This window comes from Paenibacillus rhizoplanae, from assembly GCF_042684125.1.
In the GTDB taxonomy this organism is placed as follows: Bacteria; Bacillota; Bacilli; order Paenibacillales; family Paenibacillaceae; genus Paenibacillus_AQ; species Paenibacillus_AQ rhizoplanae.
Genome location: NZ_JBHUKY010000001.1, coordinates 12,921 through 26,426 on the forward strand (window position 1 = coordinate 12,921; position 13,506 = coordinate 26,426).

Sequence of the window (13,506 nt, forward strand, 5' to 3'; positions counted from 1 at the left end):
AATCTATGCGGTTAATATCACTAATGATTTCCTTACGGACCGTGCGGGTCCATCTCATCCTGCTTCTCCGATACCGCTTCATCCACCTTGTCATCAATATCCACTTCTATCGCTGCTTCAACCTCTTCTTCCGTACCGGGTCCAAGGATTTTGCGGAACAAGCCCAGCATGGACAGCGCATAGGCGACCGTAATGAAGCTGAAGCAGATCTGCATAACTACAACCAGCCTTGAGGTATTGTCTATGGGAGCTATATCCCCGTAACCGACTGTCGTAAAAGTAGCCACACTGAAATAAAGGAACGTAATCAACTGGCTAAGCAGATCCTGGCCCAAGCCTTCTCCCTGGAACGAGGACTGTCCAAACAGCTTATATATCGATGTATATACGATTGTAAAAAAAAGAATGCAGGTGAACGCAGCGATGCTGATCCGGACCAGCGTCTGCTGCAGCCTGACTTCCTTGCTGTTGGAATCCCTGATTTCATGGAATATAAACAGAATATAGAACAGGACTGAAGCCAGGACAAAAAACAGAATCAGTCCGCGCAGTCCCCGGTTGCCAGGCACAATCGTACCCAGATCGATCAGGTTCAGCAGGTCCTCCGCCGAGATCAGCGCATAGATCAGAATAGGAGCGAGCAGCACGCCTCTGCCCATCCAGTTCAGCTTCAACCGGGCAAACCTCAGTACCAGCAATACGATAACAATGATATTGAAAGCCCAGATCCACCATGCCATGGCCTTTTCGCTCCTGTTCTATGCTCCCGGCTTCCCGCCGTGAAGGTCCTTATCCGGTCCTGCCGATACTCGCAGAGCAGCGGCTTGCCCGGACTTATACTAGCCCTTAGTGTGCTGACCGGCTCCGGTCTTAGCATGCGAATCTTCTTCCGGTCCGCTTATGACTCTGATCCGGCATTCTTCCTCAGGAGCCTCGCGGTAGGCGCGGGCAATTCCCTTATCCTTAATGTCCGCCCGGCTGACCCAACGCTGCTTGAAGCTAACTTCAACCTCCTGCGTGAACGGGAACGGAGTCAGGGTCAGCGTAGCGCTATCCTGCCACTCCGCCTCAATGGCACGGCCGGAGGTGAAGCTGAACTCCTCGCTGCCGGAGAAGCCGTCTGCGAACCAGGGATGCTTCTCTGATTCGGCGCTGCCCGGCTTGCTGAGCGCCAGGAACAGCGACAGATCATCGCAGAATTGCAGCAGTCTCGCGTCATAATACAGCTCGCCTTCTTCAAGCGGCTTGCTCTGCTCCAGCGCCCGGTGGATGCGGGCTCTACGGTCTGCCTCACCCTCCAGATATTGTGTCAGCTCCGGGCACTCCTCACCCGACACCTCAATCAGACGTTCAAAGTGCGAGCTGCACAGCAGCGCCCCGTATGGCGTCTTCGCTTCCACCTCATCGATTCCCCGTCTATAGAAGGTCAGCTTCGGCACAACCGGAAAATCGAGGAAGCTGTATGGCATTCCCTCCGCATCATTCCAGAACGGTGTCTCATCCAGATCAATCCAGCCCCGGTCATGGTTGCTTACTGCCCACAGTACCTCAGCCCGGCGGCCTTCCGCGGGCGTATGCTCTTCCTTGAACCACTCAGCAAATTCTCCGGCCAGCAGCCCGTGCTCATGCTGCTTCGTCATTACAAGCATTCCATCCTGTTCCCGACAAATCACAGTCATTCCTCCCCGTTATCCGCTGTCAGGCGGTTTTCTTCAGCTATGTAGATTATAACATATTCACCTATATTTATCGGAACCTGCGGACGTATGGCTATTCTATGCAGCTTCAGGCTCTTCATTACAGGCTGTCTACACATGTACCCTTTTTCCAGCCGACCAGAAACATCCGTACCTGCTACTGCTAAGCGCAGCCAAACAGGCCACCCAGGAATTATACCTGAATGGCCTGCTACGATTCTGCTTATAGCAAAAGGGTCTAGAATGCCGTCAGACACCCAGCCAGCGCTTGAACATATGCTTCGTCGTCTGCTTGTTGATCTCGGCAATAGAGGTTGTGAGCGGAATGCCCTTCGGGCAGGCCCGCACACAGTTCTGCGAGTTACCGCAGCCGTCGATGCCGCCGTCTTCCATGAGCGCATCGAGGCGATCCTCAGCGTTCATCTCACCTGTCGGGTGAGCGTTGAACAGGCGCACCTGCGAGATGGCTGCCGGCCCGATGAAGTCGGTCTTCTCGTTAACATTCGGGCAAGCCTCCAGGCAGACGCCGCAGGTCATGCATTTGGACAGCTCATAGGCCCACTGGCGCTTCTTCTCCGGCATACGCGGTCCCGGACCAAGATCATACGTGCCGTCAATCGGAATCCAGGCCTTGACCCGCTTCAGAGCATTGAACATCCGGCTGCGGTCAATCACCAGATCGCGGACGACCGGGAACGTCTTCATCGGCTCAATGCGCACCGGCTGCTCCAGATTGTCGATCAGCGCTGCACAGGCTTGACGGGGCTTGCCGTTGATCACCATCGAGCAGGCGCCGCAGACCTCTTCGAGACAGTTGGATTCCCAGCACACAGGAACCGTATTATCGCCTTTTGCATTCACCGGATTCCGCTGTATCTCCATCAGCGCACTGATTACGTTCATCCCCGGACGGTAGGCAAGCTCGAACTCCTCCGTATAGGGGCTGGTCTCCGGTTCATCCTGGCGGGTAATAATAAATTTCACATTTTTGGGAGCTGCTGCTGTTTCCGCCATGTCAGTTACCTCCTAGAAAGTTTGGTTAGTCTAGCCGGTCAATCCTTCGAGTAATCCCGCACGCGCGGAGGAATCAGCGATACATCGACTTCCTCGTAGGAGATCTGCGGGCCGTCCGCTGTCCAGGCGGCTTTGGTGGTTTTGAGGAATTCCTCATCGTTACGCGTCGGGAACTCCGGCTTGTAGTGTGCGCCCCGGCTCTCATTGCGCAGCAGCGCTCCAAGCGTCATGGCCTCCGACAGCTCCAGCATGTTCCACAGTTGGCGGGTGAACGCTACGCCCTGGTTGCTCCAGCGCGAGGTGTCGCTCATATTGATATTCTTGTAGCGTTCCTTCAGTTCTTTGATTTTGCCGATCGTCGCTTCCAGCTTCTTGTTCTCACGCACCACGGTCATGTTCGCCGTCATCCATTCGCCAAGCTCCTTATGGATCACGTAAGCATTCTCTGTGCCAGTCATTCCCAGCAGCGACTCATATTTATCGGTCTGTGTCTTGTGGAAGCTGTCGAACACCGTGGAGGAGATATCCTGCACCGATTTCTTAAGGCCCTTGATGTATTCCACAGCCTTCGGACCGGAGACCATCCCGCCATAAATGGCAGAGACCAGGGAATTCGCTCCCAGACGGTTGGCCCCGTGGTATTGATATTCACATTCCCCTGCCGCGAACAAGCCGGGAATATTCGTCATTTGATTATAGTCGACCCACATGCCGCCCATCGAATAATGCACAGCCGGGAAGATTTTCATCGGAATTTTGCGGGGATCATCCCCCATGAACTTCTCGTAGATTTCAATAATGCCGCCCAGCTTGACGTCAAGCTCCTTCGGGTCCTTATGCGACAGATCCAGGTAGACCATGTTCTCGCCGTTAATGCCCAGCCCCTGATCCACACACACATTGAAAATCTCACGGGTAGCAATATCGCGCGGCACCAGGTTACCGTATGAAGGATATTTCTCTTCGAGGAAGTACCACGGCTTACCGTCCTTATAGGTCCAGATCCGTCCGCCTTCACCGCGTGCCGATTCCGACATGAGCCGCAGCTTGTCATCGCCGGGAATCGCCGTCGGGTGAATCTGAATGAATTCCCCGTTCGCATAATGCACACCTTGTTGATACACGGCGCTTGCCGCGGTTCCTGTGTTGATGACCGAGTTCGTTGTTTTGCCGAAAATAATCCCCGGACCGCCGCTGGCCAGAATGACCGCGTCCGCCGGGAAGGTCTGAATCTCCATCGTCTTGAGATTCTGGGCGCTGATGCCGCGGCAGACCCGCTCGTCATCCAGAACCACCGAGAGGAATTCCCAGTTCTCGCTCTTGGTAACCAGGCCTTCCGCTTCCCAGCGGCGCACCTGTTCATCCAGCGCATACAGGAGCTGCTGGCCGGTAGTCGCACCTGCAAAGGCTGTGCGGTGGCGCTTCGTTCCGCCGAACCGGCGGAAGTCGAGCAGCCCCTCAGGGGTACGGTTGAACATTACGCCCATCCGGTCCATCAGGTGAATAATGCCTGGTGCCGCTTCGCACATGGCCTTCACCGGAGGCTGGTTGGCCAGGAAGTCGCCGCCGTAGACGGTATCGTCGAAATGCTCCCAAGGCGAGTCACCCTCGCCCTTGGTATTCACGGCGCCATTGATGCCGCCTTGCGCGCAGACGGAATGTGATCTTTTGACAGGGACCAGTGAGAATAGATGTACATGCGCGCCGGATTCAGCGGCCTTAATGGTAGCCATCAGGCCGGCCAAACCGCCGCCCACGATGATGATATCGGCTGATGCCATGATTGTTCCCCTCCTAAAAGTTTTGCGGAAGATCCGCTTCTTAGAGATAGCTATGCAGCAAAACTCGCTTCGGAAGCATAGGCTTAAGTGGTGTCAGCATAAGTTAATCGCATCCACACACCTGTATATTCTAAATAAAACTGCGCACTGACTGCATCGCCGTAGCGGCAGTTTGGAATTCATCGTTACGGAAGGTAACCAGCGACAGGACGAACATGAAAGTAACGAGAACGAAAATACCTAGGCAAAGTACGGACGATACTCTCTGCGAACGCGGACCCACCGTGATTCCCCAGCTGATCAGGAACGACCAGAGACCATTGGAGAAGTGGAAGCAGGCGGCCACGATTCCGACAATATAGAGAGTCATCAGCAGCGGCTGGGTCACAATGTTATGCATCACTCCGCCAAGTTGATCATGCTCCACCTTGCCGAGCGCTACCTGGACGCGGGTGTCCCACAGATGCCAGACAATGAAGATGAAGGTAACGACTCCGCTGATCCGCTGCAGCGTATAACGCCAGTTGCGCTCAAGATTGTAGCGGTTCAGGTTCGGCTTCGACTGGTACGCGATGTACAGGCCGTATACTCCATGGTACAGGAGCGGCAGCCAGATGCCAAACAATTCCAGGAAGAAAACCAGCGGCAGGCTGTTCAGCCAGAGCACACTGTCTGTGAAACCGGAAGCGCCACCCTCTACTGCTGCGAAGTTCGTCAGCATGTGCTCAAGGAAGAATGCCCCGAGCGGGATAACGCCGAGCAAGGAATGAATCTTTCTGGAATAAAAACCTCTCATGCAAAGTGTCCCCTTTCCATATAAAACAGCGTTTTCACAAGTCTTTTTAAAGAGCATACACCGCCGGGAGTACAGTTGAAACAGGGCAGCGGCAGGCTTAATTTACCGGCTAATAGTCTGTTTTCACCACTATCCATTGTTTTCCCGGACTTTGCTGAATAATTCACAATATGTGAATATCTTGTGTCACATTTCATGTTACTCTTTTTTTGCTTATAAGGGAATTGCAATCTAATTATTAATCGTTATACAATAAACGCATAAGAATATTTTTTATCTGATAATAATTCTCATTTAGCTTCATTAATAACTGACAATCCAGGGTTGTCTTCCGGCACATTTGGAGAAGCCCGGTTCATCGGCAATGCTTTTTATCACAGATGAATGGGAATTTGGATGAGAGGAGCACGATGAAATGTACGATGATTTAGATGCTTTTGCTGCGGTGGTGGAGCACTCCAGCCTGAACCGGGCCTCGCGCCAGCTCAACCTGTCCCAGCCGGCCCTCTCCCGCAAAATCTCCAAGCTGGAGGAGCGGCTCGGCGTCGCCCTGTTCAACCGTTTCGGCAAACGCCTGGAGCTTACAGAGGTAGGCCGCCTTACCTACACCTATGCGCTGGAGCAGCGTCAGCAGCGTTCCAAATTCCTGGAAGCGTTATCGAAGTTCAAGGAGGGCGAGCCGCAGCTCGTAACTCTGGGCGCCAGCCTGACCACACTGCAGACAACCCTGCCTCCCCTGGTAAAAGCGTACACAGAGAAATATCCGGCAGCCGAGCTGAAGCTCATCACCGGGAAGACCCATGAGATGGTCACCGCCGTCAGCGAAGGCAAATGCGATGTCGCCATCATCGCCTCCCAGGTCCAGGAGCCGGGGCTGCGCTGCATCCCGCTGTTTGAGGACCAGCTCCGGCTGGTCGTCTCCGAGCAGCATCCGCTGACCCTGACGCCGCGGCTCACGATGGAGCATCTCTCCCGGCTGCCGATGATTCTTTTCTCCAAGGGAACCTGGTACCGCCGGACGACAGATGATCTGTTCCAGCGCTGCGGGGTTGATCCCGATGTACGGATGGAGATCGACTCCTTCGAGGCCATCGTCCGTCTGCTGCCGACCATCAAGGCTGCGGCCCTGCTGCCGAATTCGTATCTGCGCCCGGAGCTGCTGAATGGCGGGGGGCTGGTCTCCCTGCACATCAAGGAGCTGGAGCAGACGCAGCGGACCACATGTCTGGTCTACCAAGGCAGCGGTGGACTCAGCACGGCAGCGCGCTGCCTGGTGCAGGTCACGGAGGATGTCTTCCTGAACAGCCGCGAGTAGCGGCGGGGAACACAGCAATCACCCGGCAAGCCTCCGTAATACTACGGATGGGCCTGCCGGGTGAGGATACTGCCGGGTAATTCTTTTGCTATACTGAGCTTGGCTTACACCGAATTAACGGAATTTCCCTGCATCAATTGCTGCCTGCTTCTCATCGAGAATCTCCTGGTAGCCTGCCTCCAGATACGTCTTCTTGGCGGCTTCATACGTAGCATCGAATTCAGCTTCCGGAGCGAGCACCACCTTCACATACAGCTCCTGGAACAGCGTGTTCAGATCCGCCTTGTATTCGTTCACCTTCTCCAGCACCACATTGAACAGGGCGTCCGGTGTACGGAATTCGGCAACCTCGTCATAATACTTCACCAGATCATCCGCCAGCGGCTCATAACCGGCCGGTGCCCAGTTGCGCAGGTTGGCCTTGCGGGTCTTGGCTTCATCCGGGTACTGGGCAATTTCCGTCACCAGACCCCAGTAGTCCTTGTTATTGTTCTGTGCCAGCACCGCTTCGCCCTTATAATCCGGGTTCTTCAGCGCAATGCCGTCTGCGTCAAGCGTATAGTTCTCCCCTTCGATCCCGTTCTGGAACTTGAACAGGTTCTCCGGCTGGCTAAGCCATTCCAGATACATCCACACGGCTGCGCGTTCTTCCGGCTTAGATTCATAGTTAATCCCCATGATGAAGCCAAACGGCCAGTAAGCGCGTCCCTGAGGCTTATTGCCTTCTGGAACCCCGGCATACGGAGGAACTACCGCAAATTTGGCATCCGGGTTATTCTGTAGCGTAGCCGCAAAGACATCGGTGTTATTCGCCAGATAGAAGCCGAAGTTGCCGGTTTTGCCTGCCACGAATTCAGCCTTAATCTTCGGCTCATCATTGCGCAGATAGAATTCCTTATCAATCAGTCCATTATTATACTGATAATTGAGGTTACGCAGGTAAGCCTCAGTCTCCTCCGTAGTCAGATCGGCCACACTGAGATCGGAATACAGCGCACGATACTTCGCATCCACCGGCCATTTGCGGAACGGATAATTGAAGTTGAAGAAGTTCTGCAACAGATTGCCGCCGCTTACGCCGAGTCCGGCTTCCTTCCATTTGGCCAGCATCTCGTTGTACTTCTCGAGCGAGGTCAGATCCTCAACCTTCATGCCTACCTTTTCCACCCAGTCCTTGCGGATAATGTTGACGAAGTTGTCGGCTTCAGGACGCGCAGCGAAGAAGAAGGTCTTCTGATCATCCACGGTACCATACTGTTCAATCGTCTCACCCATACTTTTCCAGTAGGTCGGCGCATAATTTTGAATCTCTGCATAGTCGAGCGGCTGCATCACATCCTCACCATAATAAGTAAGCGCTTGCGGCATATCATAGTGGAAAATAATATCCGGAGCCTTATGCGAAGCCAGGAGCTGTTCGAAATCCGTTACTTCTTTGGAGCGGGTAATCGGCACATAGTTAACCTCTATATTATATTTGTCGCCGAACTCCGCCTGCACCCAGCGGGTATAATAGTTATCGGACACGTTCCAGCCTTCATAGGCACGCTCATAGACCGGAATGTCGAGCGAGACTTTTTTCTCGAAGCCCTTGGAATAATCCGGATAGGCCCCTTCGGCCTGGTTCGTAGCAGCGGCTGTCTCAGCCGGCTTATTGCTGGATTCGGCCGTATCCTTAGTATTATTCCCCCCGGAGCACCCGGCCAGCAGGCCGGCCGTCATGACGGATGCCATCATTAACGAATACACGCTTCTTTTACTCATCGCAATTCCCCCATTTTTTTGAATTTTCGTAATTCCAAAGAATGACTATATACCAGAGACGCAGGATTACTCCTTGACGGCTCCGAGCATAACACCTTGAACGAAGTATTTCTGGACGAACGGATACACACAGAGAATAGGCAAGGTAGCGAATACAACGACTGACGCCTTCAGGACTTCGGGATTGCTGAGCTGCACCTGGCTGGCCTCCAGCTGGAAGCTTTCACTTGCCTGAATGACCAGATAATACAGCTTGAGCTGAAGCGGCCGGAGCGAGGTCTCATGCTTGATATAGAACAATGCGTCCTGATAAGCATTCCAGCGGCCCACCGCATAGAAGAGGGCGAGTGTCGCCATAATCGGCTTGGATAAAGGCAGCACAATGCTGAACAGAATCCGGAAATGTCCGGCACCGTCGATCCGCGCAGATTCCTCCAGACTGACGGGAACCCCGCTGGTCAGTGAGGTTTTCATAATCAGCAGATTGAAGGCGCTGAAGGAGAGCGGCAGCACCAGTGACCAGATGGTATCCATCAGCCCCAGATTATTGATGTTCATATAGTCGGGGATAATGCCCCCGCTGAAATACATGGTGAACAGGAAGATGAAGGTGATCACCCTGCGGCCCTTGAACTGGGTCCTGGACAGCGGATAGGCGGCGCAGATGGTCAGGATCATGCCCAGAATGGTGAACAGCACAGTCACGATGACCGAGATGTACAGGGAACGGAGGATGCTGGCATCCGCGAAGATTTTTTTATACGCTTCAATGGTGAAGCCCTGCGGCCACATAAAGACTTTATTGGCAATGACGTAGGAGTCAGAGCTCAGCGATTTCGACACAACATGAATGAACGGCAGCAGGCAAAATAGCGAGATGATAATAATGACGAGACGGATCAGCGTTTCCCAAATATCGATACGTGCTTTATGGGGTGCGGCAGTGCCTCCGGCTATTGCTTTCATGGTTCCTCTCCTTTCTACAAAATCCCATCCTCGCCAAGCTTCTTGGCTACGCGGTCCGCGGAAATGACCAGAATAATTCCGATGACGGACTGGAATAATCCGATGGCGGTCGCCCGGCTGAAATTGCCGCTCTCGATCCCCCAGCGGTACACCAGGACGGGTATGGTAGTGGTGTACTCCGTGGTCGCTTTATTTTGCAGCGCATAGATACGCTCGAAGGAGCCGTCCATTACTTTGCCCAGCGCCATAATCAAGAGCGTCACAATCGTTGCCCGGATCGATGGAAGAGTGATATTCCACACCTTTTTCCAGCGGCCTGCCCCGTCTACCGTAGCAGCTTCATACATCTCCGGGTTGATCCCGCTCATCGCCGCCAGGTAGATAATCGTGCCCCAGCCCATGCTCTGCCAGACCCCGATCACGAGATAGCTGATCAGCCAATTCGTATCCTGCTGCAGAAAAGGAATCCGGGTTCCTCCCATCAGTTCTATGAGGTTGTTGACCACTCCGCCCCCCTCACTGAGGAGCTGATAGGCGATGGCTCCGATAATGACCCAGGACAGGAAGTGGGGCAAATAGAGCACCGTCTGATTGATTCTCTTGAACCGTACGCTCTTGATCTCGTTCAGCAGCAGAGCCAGCACAATCGGCATCGTGAAGCTGAAGCACAGGTCAAGCACGTTCAGCAGCAGGGTGTTGCGGACGGCCCGGATGAAATCAGGCTTGGCGAACAGGTCCTGGAAGACCTGCAATCCCGCCCATTCACTGCCCCAGAAGCCTCTGGCAATCTTATAGTCCTTGAAGGCGATTACAAGTCCGGTCATCGGCAAATATTTGAATACGATGACAAAAGCCAGCGGAAGCATCACCAGCAGATAGAGCTGCCAATCCCGCTGTAAATAATAGCCGAACCCCTGTTTTCTTCTTAATAAAGGACTGTGATTTGTTTGTGAAGCGCTTGCAGCTTTCAACATATTCACCTCCTGCGTTGAATTCTTCTTGCCGGTTGCCGGCTTATGTTCTCCGGCCTGGTTCCTATGCTACTGCCTTTGCCGGGGCATGAATATCATGAGTATTGATGATCACCTATCACAATTGATTCACAAATGATTGTTGCCCGGCGCCGAAGGCCTCAGCCGCAGGAGAATAATCAAAACTGATAGGCATTCCCAAAATTAATAAAGCGTTTTCATTTATGGGTTCAGGTACAAACCGGATAAAAATGCATGGTGAGGGAGAGGACAGGGGGATTGGGGAGCGGTGAGGAGATATTTGGAAACGATCAGGGAGCAATTAGGGAGCAATGAAAATTATTAGGGAATGATTAGAGAGCTACTGTGGCTCACACCGCCTGCTTTTAACTAAATTTAATAGGATTTATACACTCCTACTTTCCACGGATTCAGGGGCACTTGTGCTCTTCATCCGCTCACTTCGGCTCCATCAGAGGGATTTATCCCTCTCATTTCCACCTCCCGCCCACTTTCGGCTCCATCAGAGGGATTTATCCCTTTCATTTCCGCATCCAGCCCACTTTCGGCTCCATTAAAGGGATTTATCCCTCTCATTTCCGCCGCCTGCCCACTTTCGGCTCCATTAAAGGGATTTATCCCTCTCATTCCTGCCGCCTGCCTACTTTCCAAGGACAAGCCGAAACAACGCAGTCCTTGAAAGGAGTTACCATTCCGCCAGGGATGGATTTCCATGGGTTCCTATGGGTTTCTATGAGTTTCCATGGGCTTTATGCTCATCTATCTATGGGCTTCTAAGAACTCTTACTCTTCGCTGACTTGTAGCCGCTCGGCGGCATGCCTTCATACTTGCGGAAAAAGCGGTTGAAGCTCTGCACATTGGCGTAACCGACCTCTGCGGCAATCTGCTTGATCGTCAGCCCCGAATCCAGCAGCAGCTCCTTGGCCTGCTCGATCCTTAGCTGGTTGACGAAATCAATCATGCTGCTGCCGGTCTGCTCATATACAAGCTTGCGCATATAGGAGTAGCTGATGCCTATCTGCTTGGCCATGTCCCCGAAGACGATCTCTTCCCGGTAGTGCTGCTTCAGGTACTCCATGATCCGCTGCGCATAATTGGTCTCATGAGCACTGCGGTCCAGGCACTGTACAATCTCACAGTAAAAATCATACAGGTACTCCTCCAGCTCATCCAGCGTATCCATCGCGGCGAGAATCGAATACACGTTGCCCCGGCCCATAATCATCCGTCCAGTCCCAAGGTGATTCTCGCGTAGATGCTTGATCGTCGCGCCCATCAGCTGATAATAGATGAACATAATGTTATCGTAGGAGATATTGTCCTCTGCCGAGATCTGGCTGCGGATACTCTGCAGCTCCTTGAAAATTCCCGCCAGGTCGCCGGCATCCAGGAAATTCAGGATTCGCCGCTCGCTGCTCTCAGAGTCAACATACTTGCGGCTGTTATCCTCCTCGTCATGCCAGTACATAATGCTTCCGGCTCCCTTGATCATCCGGCGCTTGATCACTTCCATCGCTTCAAAGAGCCGCAGCGCCACCCGCTCGGGAGCATCCGCCAGTTCACTTACTCCAACCGTTACCGAATGCTCCAGAAGTTCGAGTGACTGGTCCCGGACTTCTTCGAGCGCCTGATGAACAAGACTGCCGTTCTCCTCCCCCTCTTCCGGGGCATAATTCAGTACAATCACCATACAGCCTTCATTATGGTAGACGCTGCGGGCGACAATTGCATCCGGGAACAAGCTCTCATACTTCGCACTCAGCAAATACCGGTGATAGCTGCGCGTCTCGACATTGGTATGGCCCACGTATCTTCTATACTGGTCGATGGAGACCACCACCACTATGTAGCAGGCATGCGGAAAAACCTCCGTGATCCGCGCCGGAATCTCACCGCGCAGCAGACGGTGTACGGCCAAACTGCGGGTATCCTGTTCACGCTCCTGCAATAGCTGAAACAGACTCTCTTCCTCCTCCTGCATCCGTTTAAAAGCCAGATCCAGGAAGGCCAGCTCATTCTTGTTCACTACGCCCACATCAATCTTCGAGCGGATCGTCTGCACCAGCTGCCTCAGGGGCCTGGATAGCCAGGTGGCAAGGAAGATGGCCAGCAGCGTCCCCAGTACAATGATCGCCCCGGTCAGCAGAATAATATTCCCCTGCATCTCTCTGGATTTGGTCATCAGCTCATCCATGGAGCTCCAGCTTACATTCCACCACCCCGACAAGGAGGAGCGGCTCCAGGCATACACCGTCCGTTTGCCCTCCAGCTTGCGGAAGGTGTAGCCTTCACTGGCTTCCTGATTCAGAATCTCCTGTAAGAACGGCAGCTTACGGCTGTCGGAGAGCAGCATGGACCGGTCATTGAAGGAGATCACCGTACCCGCAGCGTCCAGCAGCAGGTAGTTGCTGTCGCCCACCTCGGTAGCATGCAGATATTTGCCGATCTGGCTCTCCTTCATGTTGACGACAATCACTCCCCGGGTGGTGGTGGACAGGCGGTTGAGGGGATACACATAAGATACAACGTTCTCGCCCGACGCAAGCTTACGTGGCACCCACACCCCGCTAATCCCCCGGCGCCCCTTAAGCGCTTCAGTAATCCATCCGATAGGCTCATAGCGGGCAAGCGTCGTGATGCTGCTGTCGGTAGAGAAGACATAATCCGAATCCTCCAGGACAAAGAATGAAGAATACACACCGTCCACCCGGCGGTTCAGGTTCAGCAGCTCCTTAGTCACGGACAGCGCCAGACTTACATTGTTATAGTTGGCGTTAATCTCATCGTAGGTCTCGAAGCTGCGGATGCGGTCAAAAATATTCGTCGCCGCCAGACGCGACGTATCCTGGGCCAGATTAGCAAGCGCGTTCTCGTTCAGCCTGCGGTTGGCATTAAGCCCGGCCAGCGTGGATTCCCCGATAGCTGCTTCAGAGTTCTGTATAATCTGTGACCCGCTATACCAGGTCAGGACGGCTGTAGGAATAGCCATAATGCAGAAAAGAATCAATGCCAGCTGCAGGATCATCGGTGTTTTTTTCATCACATATCCCCCTAAGGATTTCTATGTTACCGCTTACAATATTTTTATTTTATCATTTCAGGATACATTTTACATATGTGTATAGGAAAATTTTTCAACCCCCGCTTGGCATGTTACAGGCTAGTGTACAGGCGCTCTGA

General features: G+C 53.3%; 10 protein-coding genes. 1 reads left to right on the plus strand and 9 read right to left on the minus strand.

The genetic code is table 11. The features are described from left to right. Positions 1-32 precede the first annotated feature (32 nt). From ACFSX3_RS00070 to ACFSX3_RS00090, 5 genes are all read right to left on the minus strand, one after another. On the minus strand, positions 33-740 hold the full coding sequence (locus ACFSX3_RS00070) for a two pore domain potassium channel family protein (RefSeq protein WP_209994545.1): 708 nt from the start codon (positions 738-740) through the stop codon (positions 33-35). A 99-nt stretch (positions 741-839) separates the two neighbouring features. After that, the gene (locus ACFSX3_RS00075; protein ID WP_379255206.1) at positions 840-1,673 is read right to left on the minus strand and encodes a DUF3891 family protein; all 834 of its coding nucleotides are present in this window, start codon (positions 1,671-1,673) and stop codon (positions 840-842) included. A gap of 273 nt (positions 1,674-1,946) precedes the next feature. Then, a complete protein-coding gene (gene sdhB, locus ACFSX3_RS00080; protein WP_209994542.1) occupies positions 1,947-2,711 on the minus strand; it encodes a succinate dehydrogenase iron-sulfur subunit in 765 nt (254 codons plus the stop codon). A gap of 38 nt (positions 2,712-2,749) precedes the next feature. Continuing rightward, entirely contained in the window at positions 2,750-4,492 is a 1,743-nt protein-coding gene (sdhA, locus tag ACFSX3_RS00085) for a succinate dehydrogenase flavoprotein subunit (protein ID WP_209994540.1), read from the minus strand. Between the two features lie 130 nt (positions 4,493-4,622). Beyond that, positions 4,623-5,288, minus strand: a complete 666-nt coding sequence (locus tag ACFSX3_RS00090; RefSeq protein ID WP_209994539.1) for a succinate dehydrogenase cytochrome b558 subunit — start codon at positions 5,286-5,288, stop codon at positions 4,623-4,625. 415 nt (positions 5,289-5,703) lie between these two features. Here ACFSX3_RS00090 and ACFSX3_RS00095 point away from each other — a divergent pair, with 415 nt between their 5' ends. Beyond that, entirely contained in the window at positions 5,704-6,603 is a 900-nt protein-coding gene (locus tag ACFSX3_RS00095; RefSeq protein WP_209994537.1) for a LysR family transcriptional regulator, read from the plus strand. A gap of 114 nt (positions 6,604-6,717) precedes the next feature. On the opposite strand, the gene ACFSX3_RS00100 is transcribed toward ACFSX3_RS00095, so the two are convergent. From ACFSX3_RS00100 to ACFSX3_RS00115, 4 genes are all read right to left on the minus strand, one after another. Further along, a complete protein-coding gene (locus tag ACFSX3_RS00100; protein WP_209994536.1) occupies positions 6,718-8,367 on the minus strand; it encodes an ABC transporter substrate-binding protein in 1,650 nt (549 codons plus the stop codon). Between the two features lie 66 nt (positions 8,368-8,433). After that, a complete protein-coding gene (locus ACFSX3_RS00105; RefSeq protein ID WP_209994534.1) occupies positions 8,434-9,333 on the minus strand; it encodes a carbohydrate ABC transporter permease in 900 nt (299 codons plus the stop codon). A gap of 14 nt (positions 9,334-9,347) precedes the next feature. Continuing rightward, positions 9,348-10,307 carry an ABC transporter permease gene (locus ACFSX3_RS00110; RefSeq protein ID WP_209994532.1) on the minus strand — a complete coding sequence of 320 codons (960 nt, stop codon included), beginning with the start codon at positions 10,305-10,307 and terminating at the stop codon, positions 9,348-9,350. 791 nt (positions 10,308-11,098) lie between these two features. Next, entirely contained in the window at positions 11,099-13,366 is a 2,268-nt protein-coding gene (locus ACFSX3_RS00115) for a helix-turn-helix domain-containing protein (RefSeq protein WP_209994531.1), read from the minus strand. Positions 13,367-13,506 lie beyond the last annotated feature (140 nt).

Coding starts and splice junctions, on each gene's coding strand:
- ACFSX3_RS00070 (WP_209994545.1), bottom strand. CDS start 740: ATGGCATGGTGGATCTGGGCTTTCAATATCATTGTTATCGTATTGCTG.
- ACFSX3_RS00115 (WP_209994531.1), bottom strand. CDS start 13,366: ATGAAAAAAACACCGATGATCCTGCAGCTGGCATTGATTCTTTTCTGC.
- sdhB (WP_209994542.1), bottom strand. CDS start 2,711: ATGGCGGAAACAGCAGCAGCTCCCAAAAATGTGAAATTTATTATTACC.
- ACFSX3_RS00090 (WP_209994539.1), bottom strand. CDS start 5,288: ATGAGAGGTTTTTATTCCAGAAAGATTCATTCCTTGCTCGGCGTTATC.
- ACFSX3_RS00105 (WP_209994534.1), bottom strand. CDS start 9,333: ATGAAAGCAATAGCCGGAGGCACTGCCGCACCCCATAAAGCACGTATC.
- ACFSX3_RS00110 (WP_209994532.1), bottom strand. CDS start 10,307: ATGTTGAAAGCTGCAAGCGCTTCACAAACAAATCACAGTCCTTTATTA.
- sdhA (WP_209994540.1), bottom strand. CDS start 4,492: ATGGCATCAGCCGATATCATCATCGTGGGCGGCGGTTTGGCCGGCCTG.
- ACFSX3_RS00100 (WP_209994536.1), bottom strand. CDS start 8,367: ATGAGTAAAAGAAGCGTGTATTCGTTAATGATGGCATCCGTCATGACG.
- ACFSX3_RS00095 (WP_209994537.1), top strand. CDS start 5,704: ATGTACGATGATTTAGATGCTTTTGCTGCGGTGGTGGAGCACTCCAGC.